Annotated in this window: 19 protein-coding genes and 1 pseudogene; 6 read left to right on the top strand and 14 right to left on the bottom strand. The window is 64.0% G+C overall.

The window, feature by feature from the left end:
* Positions 1–195: 195 nt before the first annotated feature.
* Positions 196–2,958: a UvrD-helicase domain-containing protein gene (locus ACSYS9_RS15050; RefSeq protein ID WP_071227573.1), complete on the bottom strand. Its 2,763-nt coding sequence runs from the start codon at positions 2,956–2,958 to the stop codon at positions 196–198.
* Between the two features lie 179 nt (positions 2,959–3,137).
* Between ACSYS9_RS15050 and ACSYS9_RS15045 the strand changes: the two genes are divergently transcribed.
* Positions 3,138–3,872, top strand: coding sequence for a hypothetical protein (locus ACSYS9_RS15045; RefSeq protein ID WP_256200884.1), 735 nt, complete (start codon positions 3,138–3,140; stop codon positions 3,870–3,872).
* 68 nt (positions 3,873–3,940) lie between these two features.
* On the opposite strand, the gene acuI is transcribed toward ACSYS9_RS15045, so the two are convergent.
* On the bottom strand, positions 3,941–4,930 hold the full coding sequence (gene acuI, locus ACSYS9_RS15040) for an acrylyl-CoA reductase (NADPH) (RefSeq protein ID WP_071227575.1): 990 nt from the start codon (positions 4,928–4,930) through the stop codon (positions 3,941–3,943).
* Positions 4,931–5,032: 102 nt separating this feature from the next.
* Between acuI and ACSYS9_RS15035 the strand changes: the two genes are divergently transcribed.
* From ACSYS9_RS15035 to ACSYS9_RS15020, 4 genes and pseudogenes are all read left to right on the top strand, one after another.
* Positions 5,033–5,380, top strand: coding sequence for a winged helix-turn-helix transcriptional regulator (locus tag ACSYS9_RS15035; RefSeq protein ID WP_049398249.1), 348 nt, complete (start codon positions 5,033–5,035; stop codon positions 5,378–5,380).
* 499 nt (positions 5,381–5,879) lie between these two features.
* Positions 5,880–6,287: a hypothetical protein gene (locus ACSYS9_RS15030; protein ID WP_071227576.1), complete on the top strand. Its 408-nt coding sequence runs from the start codon at positions 5,880–5,882 to the stop codon at positions 6,285–6,287.
* A 76-nt stretch (positions 6,288–6,363) separates the two neighbouring features.
* Positions 6,364–7,227 (top strand): Smlt3025 familytype IV secretion system inhibitor, encoded by an 864-nt coding sequence (locus ACSYS9_RS15025; RefSeq protein ID WP_071227577.1) that lies wholly within the window; start codon positions 6,364–6,366, stop codon positions 7,225–7,227.
* Positions 7,228–7,258: 31 nt separating this feature from the next.
* Positions 7,259–8,580 (top strand): annotated as a pseudogene (locus tag ACSYS9_RS15020) (Smlt3024 family type IV secretion system effector).
* 48 nt (positions 8,581–8,628) lie between these two features.
* On the opposite strand, the gene ACSYS9_RS15015 reads toward ACSYS9_RS15020, so the two are convergent.
* From ACSYS9_RS15015 to ACSYS9_RS14970, 10 genes are all read right to left on the bottom strand, one after another.
* Entirely contained in the window at positions 8,629–9,099 is a 471-nt protein-coding gene (locus ACSYS9_RS15015; protein WP_256200885.1) for a hypothetical protein, read from the bottom strand.
* Positions 9,096–9,662 carry a UDP-N-acetylglucosamine acyltransferase gene (locus ACSYS9_RS15010; protein ID WP_071227578.1) on the bottom strand — a complete coding sequence of 189 codons (567 nt, stop codon included), beginning with the start codon at positions 9,660–9,662 and terminating at the stop codon, positions 9,096–9,098. Before ACSYS9_RS15010 ends, ACSYS9_RS15015 begins: the two co-directional genes overlap by 4 nt.
* A 398-nt stretch (positions 9,663–10,060) precedes the next feature.
* Positions 10,061–10,258: a hypothetical protein gene (locus ACSYS9_RS15005; protein ID WP_032128612.1), complete on the bottom strand. Its 198-nt coding sequence runs from the start codon at positions 10,256–10,258 to the stop codon at positions 10,061–10,063.
* Positions 10,259–10,373: 115 nt separating this feature from the next.
* Complete coding sequence (locus ACSYS9_RS15000) at positions 10,374–10,751, bottom strand: EF-hand domain-containing protein (RefSeq protein WP_071227579.1); 378 nt, start codon at positions 10,749–10,751, stop codon at positions 10,374–10,376.
* A 27-nt stretch (positions 10,752–10,778) separates the two neighbouring features.
* Positions 10,779–11,174 carry a hypothetical protein gene (locus ACSYS9_RS14995; protein WP_049398244.1) on the bottom strand — a complete coding sequence of 132 codons (396 nt, stop codon included), beginning with the start codon at positions 11,172–11,174 and terminating at the stop codon, positions 10,779–10,781.
* A 90-nt stretch (positions 11,175–11,264) separates the two neighbouring features.
* Positions 11,265–13,223, bottom strand: coding sequence for a MacB family efflux pump subunit (locus ACSYS9_RS14990; RefSeq protein WP_071227580.1), 1,959 nt, complete (start codon positions 13,221–13,223; stop codon positions 11,265–11,267).
* Between the two features lie 2 nt (positions 13,224–13,225).
* Positions 13,226–14,416, bottom strand: coding sequence for an efflux RND transporter periplasmic adaptor subunit (locus ACSYS9_RS14985; protein ID WP_071227581.1), 1,191 nt, complete (start codon positions 14,414–14,416; stop codon positions 13,226–13,228).
* Positions 14,417–14,551: 135 nt separating this feature from the next.
* Complete coding sequence (locus ACSYS9_RS14980) at positions 14,552–14,950, bottom strand: hypothetical protein (RefSeq protein ID WP_440568113.1); 399 nt, start codon at positions 14,948–14,950, stop codon at positions 14,552–14,554.
* Between the two features lie 341 nt (positions 14,951–15,291).
* A complete protein-coding gene (locus tag ACSYS9_RS14975) occupies positions 15,292–16,641 on the bottom strand; it encodes a sensor histidine kinase (protein WP_071227583.1) in 1,350 nt (449 codons plus the stop codon).
* Entirely contained in the window at positions 16,641–17,315 is a 675-nt protein-coding gene (locus ACSYS9_RS14970; RefSeq protein WP_049398287.1) for a response regulator transcription factor, read from the bottom strand. Before ACSYS9_RS14970 ends, ACSYS9_RS14975 begins: the two co-directional genes overlap by 1 nt.
* A 208-nt stretch (positions 17,316–17,523) precedes the next feature.
* Between ACSYS9_RS14970 and ACSYS9_RS14965 the strand changes: the two genes are divergently transcribed.
* Entirely contained in the window at positions 17,524–17,805 is a 282-nt protein-coding gene (locus ACSYS9_RS14965) for a hypothetical protein (RefSeq protein WP_071227584.1), read from the top strand.
* A 56-nt stretch (positions 17,806–17,861) separates the two neighbouring features.
* Here ACSYS9_RS14965 and ACSYS9_RS14960 read toward each other — a convergent pair whose 3' ends face one another.
* Complete coding sequence (locus ACSYS9_RS14960; protein WP_071227585.1) at positions 17,862–20,003, bottom strand: TonB-dependent siderophore receptor; 2,142 nt, start codon at positions 20,001–20,003, stop codon at positions 17,862–17,864.
* A 72-nt stretch (positions 20,004–20,075) separates the two neighbouring features.
* Positions 20,076–20,720 carry a TetR/AcrR family transcriptional regulator gene (locus ACSYS9_RS14955; protein WP_071227586.1) on the bottom strand — a complete coding sequence of 215 codons (645 nt, stop codon included), beginning with the start codon at positions 20,718–20,720 and terminating at the stop codon, positions 20,076–20,078.
* Positions 20,721–20,738 lie beyond the last annotated feature (18 nt).

Raw genomic sequence — 20,738 nt, 5'->3', positions numbered from 1 at the left:
CGGTATGTGCAGCTGGCGACGTTGCTGGTATCAGCGACGTCGGCTACATGGCCAGCGTTCTCTCCGCCAGAATCATGAAATGGCCCCTGGGAACAGGGGCCTTTTTTCTGCCTCCGCAGCTGCTGTGCAGCCATCGAACCATCAGGCCAGCTTGCACGGCTTGGTACGGGCGCATATGGGTTCAGCTGAACGCACTTACCCGCGTCGCCCAACCTTCGGCTTGTTGTGGCACAACGGATAACTTGAGCACGACCGGAAAGCCCCATGCGGCCCATTGCGGTCCACAAACACGCCGACCTTGCACACTGGGCAGCGTTCTTCATTGATGGCCACGCCAGACAGGCTTGTTATTTCCACTGCCCCGTCCTTCACCAGCTCATCCAGGAACGGCGAATGCTTCCCCTGCACGGTGAACATCGCCACCGACCGTCGCGCCCGCGTAAGCGCGACATAGAACAACCGCCGTTCTTCGCTCAGCGGATAGGTATCCCCATCCGGCATCGCCAGCGAAAGCGCCGGGTCATCCGCGCGCAAGCTCGGGAAGCTGCGGTTGATCATGCCCGGCAGGATCACGTAGTCCGCCTCGCGTCCTTTCGATCGATGTGCGGTCAGGAACTCGACGTCCATCGTGTTGCCGAAGGCTGTCTTCCAATCCGAGGGCAGCGCGCTGCGATCGGCGCGGTAGCGCCCCAGGATGAAGACCGTCACGCGCCCGTTGCGGCCCTGTGGAACGGCACCGGACAGCAGCTGCTGATGCAGCTTGGCGAGGTACTGGCGAACGCCATCCTGCACCTCCTCCCGCCGATTCATCTGGAACGCCTGCAGCACCGGGCCCATGGCCGTTGCAGCTGAGCGAACTGCTTTGGCGATCTGCGCGGGGTTGCGGCTGATGAAGCGGCTGGACACATCGCAGAGCGCCTGTGGGCAGCGGAACGTCTGTTCCAGTTTCAGCACCTGGCCATGGCCCATCCACTCGCGGAATCCGGTCATCACCGAAACGTCGGCCCCGGCGAAGCGGTTGATCGACTGCCAGTCATCGCCCACTGCAAACAGATGGCGGCCCGGTTGGCTGACCAATGCACGGCAGAGGCGTGCGCGGGCGCGCGAAGCGTCCTGGAATTCATCGGCCATCACCAGCTCGTAAGGCGATTCGTAGCGGCCCTGTTCCAGCAGCCCGGCCGCCATGTTGAGCATGTCCTCGAAGTCGATGCCGCGCTCCTCAGTCAGTGCGTTGTCCCAGGCCTGGAAAACCGGCCCTGCGATTTCCAGGAAGCGACGGTGTCGCTCCTTGAACTGATCCTCGGGCATCTGCCGCAGGCGTGCGGCCATATCGTCCAGCGTCAGGCAGTTGCTCTTGGCGTGGGCAATGAAGGTGCGCATCAAGCCGATCAGGTCCGCGTCCGGCATCGGTTTGGCGCCCTGATCGGGCAGCTCGCGGTCCGGGTTCGGGTCGAGCTCGATGTCGCACTCGCCAAGTTTCTCTGCGAGGTCCAGCAGGGCATGCCCGCTGCGCAGGCCAAAGGATGTCGTCTCGACAAGGGCCGTGCCGCGTGCCACATGCTGCTGGCGCTTCCAGTGCATCCCTTCGCTGTAGTTGGCAATGTGCTTTGGCGGCTGACCATCGGCATCCAGCGCAAAGTGCTCGTGATACAGCCCGGCGTCCGGGTAATAGAAGTCGGGGCGATACTGGCGATGGGTGTCTGTCGCGGTGTCGAACTCGTAGTGTCGCTCGTAGTCGTACGTCACGCCGTTGTAGAAGAGCCAGTCGGCGATGACGCACTCTTCCAGGCTCTTCACCCGTTCCCCCTGCAGGGTACGGATGTAGGGCGTGCCATCGCGGTCGTAGCCATCGGCCTCCATTTCCGCGCCGAATGGCGGCAGGTCGCGCCCGAACACCAGGCGGAACATGTCCCATTGGGTGCGGAAGTGGGTCGAGCGGTCCTTCAGGTCGTCCACCAGTTCGGCGAGCTTGTTGAAGCCCAGTGTGGCGTCAGTGGTCCATTCCGGGATATCGGGCTTGCGCCCGGTGGCTTTGGCGATGATGGCCAGGCCCAGGGCGTGGAAGGTCCGCGACTCAACCACGGTGTCGCCCATGCCGAGCCGATCGAAGGATCGCTGCGCGCGCTCCTCCAGCTCCTTGGCAGCGTCCTTGTTGAAGGCGAGCATCACGATGCGTTCGGGTTCGACAAAGCCCCGATCAATGGCATAAGCGGCCTTGGCGACCATGGTGGAGGTCTTGCCGGAACCGGCCGCGGCCACGACTTGGACCCGGTTGTCGAAGCAGATGACGGCGCGGGACTGTTCCTCGGTCAGCGGCTTGCTCTCGACCCGGTCCAGGAAGTCCTTGGCCAGCACCAGCTCCCGCGTCGCCATGGTCGCATTGGCGTCCCCCCATACGGCGGGCCAATCCAGCTGCCAGTCGTGCAGGGCATCCAATGCGGCACGATGGCTATGGGAGTGCAGGTCGTCGTGCACATCCTCATCAAGGAACAGCCGTTCCAGCTCGGCGGGCGACAAGGGCAGGGTGGGGCGCTCGGCCAGCAGGATGTGCTGCTGTTCGTGGGTGATCCAGCGGCGGCCGGCGGTGCCCCGGTCAGTGAGGGCGTCGGCCTCGGCCAGCCACGATTGGATCTGCTCCAGGATGTCCTCGAAAAGCGCCTTGCGCCCGCGTGTGGTGCGCGCGAAGAGCACCTGCTGGACAGCAGCCGCGAGGCGGGAAGCTTGGCCGTTGGGCAGGCCGTCCACGGACAGCGTTTCGCCGTCCTCGCTCTGCAGCGCAACCCTGGCCCAGAACAGGCCCGGAAGAATCCGCACACGCTGGTCATCATCGATGTGTTGGCGGTACTGCCGGCCTTCAATCAGAAGCTCGACATGCTCGACATGCTCGCCATCCAGCCGCAGCCGCCAGTCCGGCGAGCGGGTCACACGCTGGCCCCAGCCCGAGGGGCGCCATTCCATAGACATCCGGATACTGCCTTGCGTACGTCACTGGGCGTAAAGTGCCCTTACAGCCCCATGATAAGGGGGCTTGATCAGGCGCGTGACTGTTGCCGTGTGGTCGGAGTGGGTTAGGCTGTCGCCATGCCGTAGCGGATGGCTCCGACTACTCCGTGGATGGCGCCCCGGGAAGGAATCCAATGCCTGCAGGAATGTTCTCTACATCTGGCCGCAACTGCCTTCTGGCTGTTGTACTGTCTTTGGCAGCACTGCCTGCGGCGGCGCAATCGTCCACCCCATCACTGTTCTGTGGCTTCTGGACTGAGGAAGCGGACGGAACATGGAGTGTGTCCCGGGAGGTGGACGCAGCAACGGGTGCCACGGCATCGCGCGACACCTACGAATGGACGTCAAACAGCACGCCATTCGGCACTGGCATGGCCAGCAGCTGGACCCTGAATTACTACTGGCCACAAGACGCGACGCGCCAGAAGGCTGTTCCAGAGGCTGAGGTCGTAGTGGTCATGGGTTTCCGTTTTGACGCCAAGGAAATCGGCCAGGAGCCGAAGGATCCCGGACACACCTGGATACACCTGTATCGGTCGGAAGATCCGAACAAGCAGTTTTCGGTCTACTCCACCAGCCTGACAGGCAATATGGACTGGAATCGCCTCCGAAACGGAAACCTCGGCGGAAGGGCTTTTCTGTCTTTGGATACGCTGCTGGCTTACGGTACGGGCCTGGAAAAACTGGTGTGGCACATCCGCGGTGCGCCTAACGCTCTGGGTGTGACGGAAAGTTACGCCAAGGGCGTGCTGCCCATCGCGACGATGCGCAGGAAGCTGGCGAAGATTCCGAAGCTACGTGCTGAACTGGACCGGAAAGCGGGGAAGTTCCGCAGCGAATGCAAGCTGCCGATTGAAGTTTCAGAATAGCGCTGCATTGACGCACAGCACGGCATCGGCCGCGCGGCGGCAGCGTGCCACCGCGGGACTGCCTGCCGTCACGCATTCACATCCACAACAATCCGCCCACGCACCTTGCCCGGAATGATCTGGTCGTAGACGTCCAGCACGCCGGCAAGCCCGATCAACTGCACGGTGCTTTCCAGCTTCTGCGGGTCCAGATCGGTGGCAAGACGATCCCAGGCGCGCTGGCTGACGGCCTGCGGCGCATTCACCGAATCCACGCCGGCAAGCGTCACGTTGCGCAGAATGAAGGGCAGCACCGAGCCATGCAGATCATCACTCTGCGCCAGCCCGCAGGCGGCCACTGCGCCACGGTATTTCGTCTCGGCAATGGCGTTGACGAGGGTGGGGCCGCCCGCCACATCGACCACGCCGGCCCAGCGCTCGGCACTCACCGGCCGCTCGCGCGGGGCTGAAAGCTGCGCGCGGTCGATGATCTCGGCGGCGCCCAGGCTGTGCAGATACTCGGCGTGTTCAGGTCGCCCGGTGGCAGCCACTACGCGATAGCCAAGCTTGGACAGGATCGCCACCGCAATCGAGCCGACGCCGCCGTTGGCGCCGGTGACCAGCACATCGCCCTTCCCGGGCGTCACGCCTGCATCTTCCAGTGCCAGCACGCACAGCATGGCGGTATAGCCTGCTGTGCCGATGGCCATGGCGTCGCGGGTGCTCAGGTTGGCGGGAATCCTGTTGAGCCATTCGCCGCGAACACGGGCACGCTGGGCGAGGCCGCCGTGGTGGCCCATGCTGAGATCCCAGCCGTTCAACACCACGCGGTCACCGGGTTGGAAACCGGCATTGCCCGATTCCAGTACAACGCCAGCCAGATCGATGCCAGGGATCAACGGGAACGTCCGGATCACCGGGCGCGTGCCGGTGAGGGCCAGCGCGTCCTTGTAGTTCAGCGTGGAGTACTCGACCTGCACCAGCACGTCGCCATCCATCAGGTTGGCTTCATCGAAATCGACCAGCTCCGTGGAAACGCCGTCGTTGGTCTTGCGGGTCAGCAGTGCCTTGAAACTCATGGTGCGGTCTCACGTTCAGTGGATGAGCCCATGCTAGGCTCGCACCGTTATCGCAACAAGAACGATGATTTTCCGTAGGTACTATGGTTTTCCGGAGTATGCATGCGTAGCAGGCGTTGGGACGGCAAGAGCGGTTGCGCGGTGGAAGTCACGCTGTCGGTGATGGGCGGCGTGTGGAAGCCGATCATTCTGTTTCACCTGATGACAGGCAAGCGACGCTTCATGGAGCTGACGCGGCGTGTGCCCAACGCCACCCAGTCCATGCTGACCAGCCAGCTGCGGGAACTGGAGGCTGACGGCGTGGTGATCCGCCACGTGTACCCGGAAGTGCCGCCGAAGGTGGAATACGAACTGTCTGAATTCGGGCGCACGCTGGTGCCGGTACTCCTTGCCATGCGCGAGTGGGGTGAAACCTATCGCGGCCATAAGAGCGAGGACGCCAACAGCTGAAGGATGAAGGGGCCGCGTACGTGCTTTCGCTGCGCGCGCACTTCGGTCTCGCCAACGGCCGCGGTCACCAGTGGGCAGCGTGTGTCTCGATGGACGTGTCGTGTATGGCTGGATAGGGTGTCCAGATAGCGCACGCCAGCCGGGCACGTTTGCTGGCGAAGTGCATCAGTCGATGGATAACCCGCCATGCCGTGACGCTACCGGCGTAAGACCGCGTCAGCGCGGGATTTTCCTACTTCTCAGTGCAGGTTCAGTGCGGCAATCATGCCCGCGCCAAGGCACTCGCCCTGGCCGGGATTGGCGTCCCGAACTTACGTACCACTACCGGTCGTGCTTGCTGCCTTGGCGGCAGCCGCGACAATGCACCGCCTGCCAGTTCATGGCGGACGGTGCGTGGGGATCTCCTGATCCGCCGGCTTTAGTGGTACGTATCCGGCACGCCAACCCGCACCGTCCGCCACCTTGCATCTGCAGGTGGCCACACCGTGAGGTTGTCGCCATGCCTGACCGTACCCCTGACGTTCCCCGGCTGCGCGAGCTGCTCGGCACCGCAGTGCGCGATCTTCCCGCGGCCCTGGCCGAGAAGCTGGAAGGCGCGCTCTGTGAATCTGCGAAGTCCGTCGTGCCCTCAGCGTTCTTCGCGCACCTTCAAGCGCATGGCGGGAATCTGCGCGCCGACGGCCAGCCCTGGACCGAAACCCGGCTCAGCCCAGGCCGAGCCGTCGATCTGGCCCTGGCCACCCGCAGCGCGTCGGGCATCACTGCGCTTACCGCCTTGCTGCATGCCGCGCATGTGGCGCGGGAGAGCGACGATCCCGCGTGCTACCCGTCCGCAGCGCTGGTCGACGGGCTGTTCAACGCCTGCCAGGCCCTGTCGCTGCAGCTGGAATGCTGCCTGGTTCCGTGAAAGACCGCGATGCGGTTCCTGTTCCGTTGACGCCCGCTTGCCTATAGTGGCCCAGGAGCCCTGCAATGGAATGCCCATGCACGTGATGTCCCCCCGCCGTTGTCTGCCGCTGGCACTTGCCATCGCAGTGAGTGCCAGCGCGTGTGCACGGCCGCCGTCCACCGAGAATGAAAGGAATCCCGCCATGTCCGGCGCAACCCAGACCGGCCGCACGATCAACGGCCACACCTATACCGATGCGCCCGTGGACGTGAAGCTCGGGCCGAATACCTTCCGCATTCCGGCCAATTATCTGGACAGCCAGATCGCACCGTGGCCCGGAGAAGGTGTGACCCTGGTCATCGAATGGCCGGACATGAAGCCGACGCCGCCGGGCGCCCGGGCGAACCCACGTACGAATGATTTCCGGAAGGAGATTCCCATTCGGATCAACTACGTTGATCGGGTTCCCGTCGAAACACTGCTCTCAAGGCTGTCGTCAAATGAAGCCATCACGGAGGAGGGCTCTGTGGAAAGGGAGGATCCCAGGGACCGTCTCGATCAACGCGTTGCACAGCCGGAGACCTTGGGTCTGACGCCCTATGCAATCGATGAAGCGAAGATGGTGTTGTACGCGAAGAAGCATGAGGCGCGGTACGGGAAGCCGCCTGTCCGCAATCCGGCCTATGAGAGAGACTGGTACATCGCACGCCAGGGCGATGGCCGGATCAGCTCGTTCATCAAATGTGACGGCGAGGAATTCCGACGCGATGGCGTGCGGTTGGAGGGGGGCGAGGTGATCAGCGAGCCGGGAGAAGTGGCAGCGGGCTGCGTTCACTATTTCGTGGACATCGACAACAGGCTGTCCATCAGCCTGGACTACAAGAGAGCGTTTCTGAAGGACTGGAAGCGTATGGAAGAGGCCGTCAGGGATGTCATCGCGCGCACCCGGTCCAAGTGATCGGTGGTTCAGGGAAGAGAAGGGGTAAGGCATGAGTGGATTGACCGAACACGATCTCAGAATCCTTGGCAGCTATGCCAGAGATGGCAACCGCGAGCTTTACTGGAACTACCTGTCGCAGCTGCCGGGCGCCGATGGGTACGGGACACTGGGCTGGGTGTTGTACGCAATGACAGCCTGCCGGGGCGCGTAGCGAACAGCTATGCACAGAGCTACGCGAAGACCCAGCAGGAAGAGGGATCCCGTTTCTCGAATGCACAGTTGACCGAGCGGCAATGGGAGTCCTTCGGGCAGACCCTGCTCGAAAGAGATCTTGAACTGCGGCGGCAGTGGATGAACGAACGCCGCCCAGACCTGGCACTGAATCTTCCCGGCAAGGATGTGATGCTGGCGCACGATCGTGCGTTTGAACGGCATGAACTCGACCCCAATTGCTGGACCCCGCGCGTGCTGCTGGAAGCGGCCGAACAGAAGAGCAGCCCCGCGAAGCTGGAACAGATCTGGACCAACATGCTCAACAACGACTATGCCGGGGGCCCCCGCGTAGGCAACACCAGCGTCGATGCCATCAGCCAGATGGGATGGACGAAGGGTGGCCAGTACCTGACCCGGTTGAGCGTGCTGGAAGCCACCCAGGTACTGGAGGGCCGCTCAGCGGTCGATCCGAACATCATCGGTGGCAACAGCTATTACGCGATGTACTTCGAAGCGGACAGAAAATGGGCCAGCGTCAATGCGGGCAGCGGTCACATGTCGCTGCGCGAGATCACCGATCCCGCCCGTATCGCTGAACTCAACGACGCGCGCGAGGTTCGTCTGGAACGCCAGGAAAAGCGTACCCAGTTCCACCCGGACGACCCGTATCGGACCATTACCCGCAGCCCGCTGACCGCAGCGGCGGACGACGTGCCGGATCCCTCACAGGCGCCGACCCGCCTGGCGGACATCGGCCCAGGCCATCGGGAATACGCACTGATGCAGCAGGTGCGCGAAGGCGTTGCCGCGATCGATGCCAGCGCCGGGCGCACCCACGATGAGAACAGCGAGCGTCTTGTGGCGAGCGTGATGGCCTTGGCCCGCCGCAACCAGCTTGAACGCGCCGATCACGTGCTGCTGAGTGCCCAGACGGCCGACACTCCCGCAGGTCGGAACGTGTTCGTGGTGCAGGGCGAGATGAACGATCCCGCCCACCTGCGCGTTTCAATGCCCACAGATGTAGCAGTGCATACGCCGGTTGCGCAGTCGTTGCAGCAGATGGAAGCCGCCAGTCTGGAGCGGCAGCAGGCGGTCATGCAGCGCCAGCAGGATATCGAAGTGCAGGCTCGCGAGAGTCACGCGGTGCGGATGGGTTGAAATCGCACCGCTGCAGAGCGATGCCCCATGAAAGGGGCATCGCCGCGTTTACGGGGCCGACTTCGGCTGGCGTGGATCGGCAATGATCCGCGAGGGTGACCCATACAGCACCAGCACCCGCATGCCGGTGCTGAATACCGGATCGGGGCCTTGTACAACTGTCATCAGATTGCCGTTCTCCGTCTGCACCACGTATTCCAGGCCCTTGGCCTGCGAAAGTGCGCGTTCGGAGGCTGCGCCGGCAATCGCGCCTACCACCAGGCCGCCAATGGCACCGATGGCCGCCGCCTGGTCGCTGCCACCGATGGTGGAGCCGGCCACGCCGCCAGCCGCAGCGCCGGCAACGGCACCACCGCCCTGTGAGCCGTCAATACTGACCGCACGGACGCTGATGACCGTGCCGCTGACGGTGCGATTGACCTGTCCCACCGAACCGATGGAGTAGCTGTCCGTGCGCACATTTGGTGCGCATGCGGTCAGCATCACAGCAGCGGATGCGGCCAGCAGCAGGCGCTTCACGGCGCTTCCTGCTTGTTCGGGAACATCGGCTTGGAGATATCCACTGTCTCCAGGGCCTGCAGGAACTGGGCGATGTTGTTCTGGGCCGAGCGGCTGATCGACTCACGGGCACGGATCACGCCTGCGAAGGCGTAGTTGAACGGAACTTCGCCGGACGCGCTGACATCCTGGGTGTAGACGATGCTGCCCGTTGCACGATCGATCAGCTCGTAGCGGGCGATCGTCTTGGTGGTCATCGATGCACCGAAGCTCGGAATGTCGATCGCCAGGATCTTCACCGACAGGCTCAGCTTCACCGGCGCATCGTCGCGGAACACCGCCATCTTGTTCAGCGCTTCGGTCAACGCGTTCTGCCACATCTGCGGCACTTCGTGCTGGGCCTGCGCGGGGATCTTGCCCTTGGCTTCATCCGGACGTGCCAGCGTGACCGTCAATGACTTCAACTCGCCATCAATCTTCTTGCTGCTGACCCCGACATTCGGGACCGAAAAATTGAGCGGTGGATTGGTGGTGCAACCTACCAGCGACACGGCGATGATCGCTGCGAACAGAAACTTCTTCATCCATTTTCCCCTGTGACTACGTTGAAACATCCATGGCGAATCGTGTGTTCGTCGGCAACGACGATGCTGCACCGCAGCGGCCGCATGAAGGCGTGGCTGACTGCGCGCAAGGATACCTGAATTGGGGCGATCTGCCTGGTACTGTCACCTTGCAGGATTGGTGCTGCGAAGGACGGAAAAGGGTGCCAGGGGCTCAGCACCGGGTCCGCGCGCCGTCGCGCAAATGCGCCGGACGCATCGTGCTACCGATATGGCGGATGGGTATTCTGCGTGCATGCTCGGCTCGGCCGGCCAGCTGGAATGCAGACTGATACCGTGAGGAGCGAGGAGCACCTTTCGAGAAGCACCAATGCCAGCCCCCGCAATGGGGGCCGGCACACATCACGGCAGTGCGTGACTTATGGGATGGTGCAGCCGCTGTTCCGCAGGCAGCGGGCAAAAGCCGGGTAGCACACCTTCTCGCCATTGCCCGCTGCGAGGCAGGCCTCGTACGCGGTGTAGCACGGGGTACAGCGGGACTGCGCGGAGGCACTGCCGATTCCCAGGGTCAGTGCAGCAGCCGCAATAGCAACAGACAGCTTGAATCCAATCTTCATGCTTCACTCCGTTGATAGCCCTCCTTGGGCACCTCGGAGGCTAACGTGGGAAGAGGGTGTATTCAACCCGCACCGCGCCCGGATGGGTATCCATCTTCAGCGCTCCGCCCTGGATTTACTTTGTTGGCGCGTCTGCAGTCTGAGCGGCCACCATGGCTTGTTGCATCTCTTTCAGCGACAGATAGCCATCACCATCGGTGTCCAGGCCCGCGAAGTACTTCGCGATCTCCGGCACCACGTTGGCTTCCTCCTTGCTGATCCTGCCGTCTTTGTTCCTGTCCATCGCGGAAAACGCGGCGTCGATGGAATCGGCCTGCTTGCTGAAACGTTCCTGCTGAAATTTCGCGTACTCGACCTTGTCAACGCGTCCGTCGTTGTTGGCATCCATGGCGGTGAATGTGGCGTCGATGTAGGCCTGCTTCGGGTCGGTCGGTGAGGCCTGGGCCAGCAACGGAGCAGCGCACAGCGCGATCAATAGAGTGATCCTGGTCATGGGTGGTTTTTCCTTGAGAGATACAAGTCAGCGGCAGGGATAGGTGTAGCCGTCGGCGCCGCGATAGGTGTCGTTGCGGCGGTCGTAGTTGCCGTAGCGGTTCATGCAGTAGTCGGCGCGCTCGCGGGTCTCACGCTCACGTTTGGCGGCAGCGGCAATCACGCCGGCCACCACCGCTGCACCTACCACGCCCACCACGACACCGGCGGTCTTGGCATCGTGCCGGCGCTCGCGTTCGCGCTCATGATTCCGCTCACGTTCGCGCCGTTCCCATGCATCGCGCTCCCGATCGCGGTAGTCCTGGTTCCACTGCGGGTTGTAGCGGTCGCCACGCTGCGCATGGGCGTCGCCGGCGTACGGCATCAACACCAGCTGCGCAGCGACCGCCAGAATCAGCGCGGTTCTTCCTGTCTTCAGAAACATCGTCCAGCTCCTGTGCGGACATCGTTGGTAGCCGTAGTACACCCTGCAGACATTGCGCGAACCTGCCGTCAGGGCGAGCAATGACAGCGGCTATCGAACCAGCGCCTCCACAGGATCCAGCTGTGCGGCACGGCGTGCCGGCAGGAAGCCGAAACCAACGCCGATCAGGCTGGAACACACGAATGCAGCCAGAATCGAATTGACGGAGAACACCAGGCTGAAGCCCGCATCGGCCAGCTCCATCACCGCGCCCAGCGCCAGCGCCACGCCGATGCCGAGCACGCCACCGAGCAGGCAGACCAGCACCGATTCGATCAGGAACTGCTGCAGGATGTCGCTGCGTCGCGCGCCCACCGCCATGCGCACGCCGATCTCGCGGGTTCGCTCGGTCACCGAGACCAGCATGATGTTCATGACCCCGATTCCGCCCACCACCAGTGCGATGGCAGCGATGGAGCTGATCATCATGGTCAGGATGCCGGTGGTCTGTTCAATGGATCTACGGATCTGCGCGTTGCTGCTCATGTAGAAATCGGTGCTGCCGTGGCGGCGAGTCAGCAGTCGCGCGATGGCCTGCTCAGCCGCTTCCATGCTGATCGCATCCGAGACGCGCACGGTGATGCTGGAGACGTGGCTCTGCCCCAGTACGCGCGCCATTGCGGTGGTGTAGGGAAGCCATACCCGCAGCAACGATGCATCACCAGTGGTGCCGGCATCCTTCTTCACCACACCCACCACGCGCACCGGGACATTGCCCAGCAGCAGGGTCTGCCCGATCGGATTGTCGGTCGCGGCGAAGAAGCGTGCGCGGGTATTGGCGTCGATCACCACCACCTGCTGGTAGCCGACCACGCCGGGTGGACCGAAGAAGGCGCCCTCGCCGAGCTTCAGGCCATGCACGCGGAAGTACTGCTCGCTGACGCCCTGCACCTGCACACTGGCAGAGCGATTGCCGCGCAGGGCGGTGCCGCTGGTGGCAACACCCGGGGTGGCGCTGTCCACGAATGGCTGCCGGGCCAGGGCCACGCTGTCGCCGGGAGTGAGTGTTTCCACCCGCGCCGAGTGCAGGTCGCCAAAACCGGAACCGGGATAGATCTCGATGGTGTTGGTACCCAACGAGGAGATGTTGGACAGGATGGCCTGCCGTGCACCGGTGCCCAGTGCTACCACCGCCACGACCGAAGCAATGCCGATGATGATTCCGAGCATGGTCAGGAAGGTGCGCATGCGGTGGGCGTTCATCGCGCGCAGTGCCATGCGGAAGGCTTCAGCGAACCGGTCCCGCCAGACCTGCCAGCCGCTGCTACCCACGGATTGGGGCGCGGCTGGCGTCGCCACGCCCGCTGCCAGAGCTGTACCGGTTGCACGATCATCCACGATCCGCCCATCGCGGATTTCGATGATGCGCTGCGCATGCTCGGCCACGGCCATGTCATGCGTGACCAGCACCACGGTATGACCCTCCGCGTGCAGCTCGCCGAGGATCTTCATCACCTCTTTGCCGGAATGCGTATCCAGCGCACCTGTGGGTTCGTCGGCGAAGATCACCGCGCCACCATTCATCAGCGCACGCGCAATCGAAACGCGTTGCTGCTGGCCGCCCGAGAGCTCGCCAGGGAGATGCTGCATACGCTCGCCCAGACCCAGCCGCGACAGCAGGGTGGCTGCCCGTGCATGGCGTGCTTCGGCAGGCATGCCGGCGTAGATCGCAGGCACCTCCACATTGCTCAGTGCAGTCAGATCGGTCAGCAGGTGGTAGCGCTGGAAGATGAAGCCGAAGTGCTCGCGGCGTAGTTCGGCCAGTTCATCAGGCGACATCTGCGCGGTCTCGCGCCCGGCGATCTGATAGACGCCGGCGGAAGAGCGATCCAGGCAACCCAGGATGTTCATCAGCGTGGACTTGCCAGAACCGGATTGGCCTACGATGGCCACCAGTTCACCTGCGTGAATATCCAGGTCGATGCCGTCGAGTACCACCAGTGTCTGCTCGCCTGCGGCAAATTCACGGCGTACGCCGCGAACGCGCAGCAGTGGCTCGGTCATGGTCATACTCATTCGGGTTGCGCGGGTGCGCTGGTGGCTTCGTCGTTGGCCTGCGCCAGCACGACCTGTTCGCCTTCGTTCAGCCCGTCGCGTACTTCCACCTGGATCTGGTCATCCAGCCCGGTGGTGATGCGCCGCGTGCTGGCGCGGCCGTCGGCACCACGGACCTGCACGCTGTAGCTGCCATCGACGGCGCGCGCACCCAATGCGGCCGAGGGAATGGTCAGTACGTCGTTGGCGCGGCCCAGCACGATGCGAACCTGCGCGGTCATGTAGCTGCGCAGGCGGCCATCGGCGTTGTCCACGTCGAACTGGCCGTTGTAGTACATGGCCGTGCGGCTGCCACCCGACACCGCCGGTGCGGCGAGGCTGGAACTGTCTTCGTTGGTGATCGATTCCGGTGCTGGTGCTATATCCCGAAGCCTGCTGCTGTAGCGGCGACCGGCATCACCAAGAATGGTGAAGAACGCCTCCTGCCCAACAGCGGTGTGTACGACGTCAGCCTCGGAGATCTCGGCGTATACCGTCATCACGTCCTGATTGCCCAGCATCACGATGGTCGGTGCGCTCTGCACCGCATTCACGGTCTGCCCCTGGCGCGCGACCACGGCCAGTACGGTGCCGTCGGTGGGGGCGGTGATGCGGGTGTACTCCAGATTGGTCTGCGCGACATCGACGTCGGTCTGTCGGCGCGCAACTTCACCGTCCAACGCGGCGATCTGTTCACGGGTGGCGTCGACCTTGGCCTTGGCTGCATCGAAGTCGGCGCGGGCCACCAGTTGCGCGGCAGCCAGTTGCTGCTGCCGATGCAGTGTCAATTCGAACTGGCGCAGGTCGGTGGCCAGCGCATCGCGGTTGGCGCGCGCGGTGCGCTGTGCGGCCTGCGCGCTCAGCAATGCATTGCGCTGAGTACGCGAATCGATATCGGCGATGGGATCGCCGGCTTTCACTTTGTCGCCCAGTTTCACATGCAGGGTGTCGATGCGGCCGGAGACCTGCGCACCCACGCTTACCAGTCGCGAGGGCTTCAGCGTGCCAGTGGCTTCCACCACCTGTTCGATGCTGCCGCGAACGACCGGCGCAACCTGCAGTTGCGGAGGTGGTGCGGGCCGCAACCATGCAAACAGAATCAGCGCGCTGCACAGCAGGGCGGCAGCAATCATGAGCGCGCGGCGGCGCTTGCGTGGTGCGGCGCTCATCGTCGCAGCATCCAGTAGAGACAGGTCATCGCGGGTCCTCGCAGCAGAAGAGACACACGTCTGGCGTGGCAGACGGGGTTGGCCGTCGAGTCTCGATGCGCTGGGTTGCGTGAACCTTGCGGGGCTGTCGCTGTGTCAGCGTGCGGCAAGAAGGGCGAGCAATGCTACGGCGATGAACTGCAGGGCGCTACCGAGAACCAGCATTGCATTGCGCAGCCGGTGACCTGCCAATCGCGCAGCGAAGAGTTGACTCACCGCGCCGGCCAACAACCAGAAGAATGCTGGAACAGGCAGCTTCGCCATCCCTGCACCGATGCTGATCAGCAGCGCGCTGGCAATCATCATCCCGGTGGCATGACCATCCAGGACGCGCAGCAGTGGTGACATCGGGCGCGAGGTTGCCGCGCGCCATGCCGCCAACCCATGCAGCGCGGCATGCACGGCAATGAACAGGAGCACAACAGCGGCCGCCGCAGCGCTGGCGTGCCTATACGTTGAAGCCACCAGTGCAATGCCGGGCAGCAGCAGGAACAAGGCGCCGAACAGCCGCATCAATACACCTGCGCGCTCGGCTTCGGGAACTTCCCGCAGCCAGAGCGGCCAATGTTCCAGGCCGAGTGCGCGGCCAGTGCGTGGGCGGCGATTCCATGCGGCAGCGGTAAGGCCCGGCGAATTCCGCGGTGGCACAGTGCGCGTGGAAGAGGACGGTGGAGGAGCTCCCTGGGTCACATGCAGGCTTCCTGTCAGATCGGAACGCGGTGGCACGGCAGGTGCCACACCCCGATGCTGTGCAGCGAACATTGCCGCAACCTTGCCTGTCCTCGCTACCGGCTTCGCATGGACAGGTGCCAGTTACACAGGTGCATGCGGTGTGTTCAGTGCTCCAGCGGTGGCGCGCTGGTCACGCCCGGGTGCAGTGGAAACTCAACACGGATCAATGCACCACCGCCAGGCGCATCCAGAATCGTGACGTGGCCGCCGTGGCGGTCGATCACCTGGCGCACCAGGTTCAACCCCAGGCCTGCGCCTGTCTGCCGCGGCCGCAGCCGCTGGAAGGGTTCGAAAACCCGTTCGCGCTGGTCGACCGGTATGCCGGGGCCGTCGTCCTCGACCTCCAGGCAGCTGCCCTGAACGCGCACGATGATCTGGCGTCCGCCATGTTCGGCAGCATTCAGCACCAGATTGGAGATTACCCGCTCCACTGCGCCGGTCTCGCCGAACACCGGGAAGTGCGATTCCACCACCACGGCTACGGTCTTGTCCGACTGGATCAACAGCGGCGCCAGATCGGCGGCCACCCGTTTGGCCACCCGCGCCAGGTTGATGGTTTCCTTCGGCCCGTCTTCGTCCATGCGGTGCAGATCCAGCAACTGCTCTGCCAGTGTCGCCAACCGTGCCACTTCCACGGCCAGGTTGCGCGTGGTGGCGTCGTCGGCCGCATCGACCTTCACCCTCAGAATTGCAATGGGGGTGCGCAGCTCATGCGCGGCGGCGGCGATGAAGCGGCGTTGCCGCTCGTGCCCCTCGTCCAGCCGCTCCAGTGCTTCATTCACCGCCGTCACCAACGGAGCGATCTCCACCGGCACCGCGGTTTCTGTCAGGCGGACACCGCGGCGACTGGCGGAGATGTTGCGGGCTTCTTGGGCGATGCGCTCCACCCCGGCCAAGGCTCGTCTCACGATGATCGGTGTCAGGACGATGGTGGCCAGGCCCAGCAGCAGGAAGATCGGCAGGGTGATGATGTGTGCCGCCAACGCCATCTGCCAGGTCAGCGTATCGGTTTCGCCGTGGGCCATGATGGTCAGCTTGCCGGCCGGCCCGCTGTGCTGGCGGACCACGACGGCCAGGCCATCGCTGCGGTCGCGCCCGCGCAGGTCGCCAAAGGGGATGCCATCCAGTGCGCCAACCAGCGAGGCATAGGCCGGCGGCACAGGCCCGAACGTAACGTGGTGGCCGTGCTCATCCTCGGCGATGAACCATGCACCGGGAACAACCTTCAGCAGTTCGGCCAGTTCCGGCGTGTTCTGCACGTAGAGGTCGCCATTGCGGTCGCGGTGCACCGCGTCGGCCGCCACCGGCGCGAAGGTCTGGATGGTGTAGTAGCCACCGCTGTCGGCACGTATCAGCACCATCAGCAGCGCGAAGAACGCCACCAGCAACGCCAGCAGCTGATAGATCAGCGTTTTGACGATCAACGGGCGCTTCAGCGAGGGACGACGCGCCATTACTTGGCTTCCCGCATCAGATAGCCGACGCCGCGGATGGCGTGTATCTCTACTCCTGCATCGGCATCGGCCAGCTTGCGGCGAAGGCGCGAGACGTGCGAGTCGAGCGTGTTGGAATGGATGCCGTCATCGAATCCATACACTGCCATCTCAATCGACTCGCGCAGCACGGTGCGCCCCAGGCGCCGGGCCAACGCGGTCAGCACACGGATCTCGCGGCGCGGCAGCTCAAGCCGTTGCCCGCCCACACTGGCTTCACCCGATGCCGGGTCGAACACCAACCGGCCGATGCTGACCAGTTCCACCTGCATGCCGCTCGGCCGGCGCCCTGCAGCGCGGATGCGGGCGAACAGTTCCTCAAGTGCGAAGGGCTTGGCCAGATAGTCGTCCGCGCCCTCATCCAGGCCGGCGATGCGGTCCGGCAGCTGCCCCAGCGCGCTCAGCACGATGATCGGCACCCCTGGGTTGCGCTCACGCAGCAGGGAAATCAATCCCAGCCCGTCACCGTCGGGCAGGGTGCGGTCCAGCAGCACCAGATCGTGCGATCCGCACAGGGCCGCTTCGCGGGCCAGTGCCAGCGTGTTGGCCAGGTCCACCACGTAGCGCTCGCGCTGCAGGGCGGATTTCAGGGTGGCGGCCAGTTCGGCTTCGTCTTCGATCAGCAGGATGTGCATCGGCAGGGCTTGGGCAGGAAGGGCGTGGCAGGGCGGTCCGGCACGCGCCGGCACCGTATTACAGGAACATTGCGTGAACATGGCGTGCCTTCCCGATCTTCCGCACGGCTGTGGTGACGCAGGAAACACGCTGTCGGCGCAAGGTTCGCGCAATCCAGGCACTCCAGCCTTGGCGCCCACTCGCTGCCCCCCAATCCCTGGAGTACCCATGAAGTTGTTCGTTCCGTTGTTGCTCGTGGCCGCGTTGGGTGGCTGTACCACCGCGAAGATGACCGTTACCCCTGATGGCCGGCGCGGCGTCTCCATCGACTGCAGCGGCTCCAGTTCCTGGAGTGGCTGCTACGAAAAGGCCGGACAGATGTGCCCAGGCGGCTATGTAGTCTTCAGCAAGGATGGCGACGACGGCAACGCCATCGCGGTGGGCAACAAGAACGGCTTCACTTCCACCCAGATGGCCACCCGCTCGATGCTGGTGGCCTGCTCGCACTGACACCCACAGGGGAGGTGGGGTGCCACCTCCCCGTCATCACCGCCCCCAGCCCTTCGTCAGAAGCTGTAAGCGGCCTGCACGTACACCCGCCGCGGCTCACCCGGGAAATGCCCGTTGCGCGCGATGAAACCGCTGGCCGCATATACCTTGTCGAACAGGTTCTTGACGTTGGCCTGGAACTGCCACTGCTTCCATGTGGTCTTCCAGCTCATGTCGAACACGGTGTAAGCCTTGACCGTCTGCCCGTCCAGACTGACGCGCTCACCCACATGGTCAGCACCAAAGCCGATGGCGGAGTTGATCGCCGGAAGGTCATAACGCGTCCACAGCCCCAGCTTGTTGCGCGGCGCATTGGCGAATCGGTCGCCGGAAGCGTTGGTGATGCCATTCGGGCCTGCATCCTTCACCCGCGCATCGTTGTAGGCGTAGGTCAGATTCAGCACCCAGCGCTCGCTGAGGTCGGCCAGCAGATCCAGCTCCATGCCGGTACTGCGCACCAGGCCCAGCGCGGCCAACTGGTTCACGCCACCGATCACTTCGCCGGTGGCCTGCACGATATTGCTGCGGTCGATCCGGTAGGCGGCCATGTTCAAGGTCACACGGTCGGCCAGCAGGGACTTCATGCCCACTTCCCACTGCTTGCTGCGCTCGGCATCGAACGGCCCGCCAGCGGCGGGGTTCTGGTTGGCAGCACTCTGCGGTACGAAGCCGCTGGCCACGTTGGCGTAGACATTCAGGCCCTCGCGCACGGTGAACGTGCTGCCCAGCCGACAGCTGAGGTCGTTGCCGTCCACGCTGCTGCCGGCAATGCGGTCGTCGTCCTTGAAGCCATCCCAGCGCAACCCGGCCAGCACATGCCAGCGTGTGCCCAGTGCCAGTTCGTCCTGCAGGTAGCCGCCATAGCGCGTGCTGCGGGTGGACGTGCTGCGCCAGGGCAGGGCCGCCAGGTTGTAGTCGTGCCAGGTACTGGCGCCGTACACGGGATTGAACAGGTCGATGCCGCGCACCGGCCCCGCACCACGGGCAAGGTCGGCGCTGTTGGCGGTCTGTGCAGTGAAATCCGCATCCAGCTGGTACACATCGGCACCGAACAACACCTTGTGCTCAACCGCGCCGGTCGTCACCCGCCAGACGGCATTGCCGTTGGCAGTGAATGCTTCGTTGTCGCGGATCTGGTTGCGCAGCTGGCGGGTCATCCACTCGGCCACGCCATCGCGGTCACGATCGATCAGGCCCATCGGCTCGTGGTACATCTGGTGCTCGTTGTTGCTGAACCAGCGAGCGGCGAAGTCCACATCCAGATTGTCGCGTGGTGCGAAGCGGTACTGCGCCAGCGCCACTTTGGCGCGCATGTCGAGGAAGTCGCTGGCCTCGTTGTGGTTCCAGCGGCGATCGGTCAGGAAGGTGCCCGCATCATTCACCGGCACGCCGCGCAGGCGGTTGCCGCCGAGGTTCTGGGTGATGTCGGTGAACTGCAGCACCAGCTCGCCGGTCTGGCCGATGTCGAAGGCCAGCGAGGCGTCGCCGATCACGCTTTCGCTGTCGGTGTTCCAGCGCACGCCCTTTTCACTGTCGGCATACAGCCCGGCGCGATAGCGCACGCTGCCGGAGGCATTCAACGGCCCGGTACCCTCGATCGATCCGGCACGAAAGTTCTTGTCGCCCAGCTGGATCTCGATGTTGCGTCCGGCGCTGGCTTTCGGTTTGCGGGTTACATAGTTGATGACGCCGCCTGCATCACCACCGCCATAAAGCGCGCCTGCCGGCCCCTTCAGCACTTCCACGCGCTCGATGTTGAACAGCTGCGGCACCGAAAATCCTGCGTACGGGTCGCCGCGCAGGCCGTCATACAGCACGTTCTCCTGGCGGAAGCCGCGCAGGGTCACCCCGGCATAGCTGAAATAGCTGATGCCGCTGATGCTGCGATAGAGGTCGGTCACCTGGCGCGCGGCCTGGTCGTCGATCAGTTCACGCGGGATGACCTGGATCGACTGTGGGACCAGCTCCAGGGGCGTATCGGTGCGGGTGCCGACCGCGGCATCGTCTACCCGATACAGTGTCTGTGCGCGTCCGCGAACTTCGACCTTGTCCAGGTCCTTTGGTGCGGCAGTGGAGGGCTCGGCAGCATGGGCAAGGGTTGCCAGGGGCAGGGTCAGTGCCAGGCACAGGGCGCGTTGCAGGGGCATTGGAAAAGGCATCGGGAGAGGGGGTGTGTCTGCAAATGAGAAAGATTAGCATTTGCAGCACTTCGTGACCTATCCCCGAATGCGTTATGGACGCGCGCCGGGGTCCGTATACGGGGTGCCCGCCAAGGCCACCAGTACCCCGGTGGCGCCGCGCACGATCAGCTGCAGCATGGCCTCACGCGGGTCCTCGCCCTGCAGTTGGCTTGCCAATCCCTTCTCATAGGCCGCCACCATCGACGCCAGCAGCATGGCCGCGCCCAATCGCGCTTCGGCGTCATGTTCTGGCCGGCCGGCAGCGTCGGCCATCAATCGCGCCAGGTCGTCAATCAACTGCGCCTGCAGCCGTCGCGCGTGCGCGACCAGTACCGGGCTCTCCGCCACGGTGCCCCAGAAGGCGGCAGCGCCGGCATTGATGCGCAGCAGCGGATGGCCAGCCTCCAGCAACTCGCGCACCAGTGACTGGAAGGCCGCCAGCGGGGTCATGCCGCTGCGCGCCATCATGCCCTCGCGCAGCAGCATGCGCGCCTCCTCATCGCGATCGAACACCAGGTCTTCCTTGCTGGCGAAGTAGTTGAAGACCGTCTTGCGTGAGACGCCCGCGGCTTCGGCGATTTCGGACATGGAGACGGCCTCGAAGCCACGCCGGATGATCAGCTCGGTGGCGACGTCCGAAATCGCTTGTCGGGTCTCGGCCTTGCGTTGTTCGCGACGACCTGGAGGCGGGGTCATGGGCGGTTCATTTGTGGA

This window comes from Stenotrophomonas sp. STK17_22 (assembly GCF_051983905.1).
In the GTDB taxonomy this organism is placed as follows: Bacteria; Pseudomonadota; Gammaproteobacteria; order Xanthomonadales; family Xanthomonadaceae; genus Stenotrophomonas; species Stenotrophomonas maltophilia_A.
The sequence above is the reverse complement of the archived record's forward strand: the minus strand, read 5'-3'. Positions and strand labels throughout refer to the sequence as shown.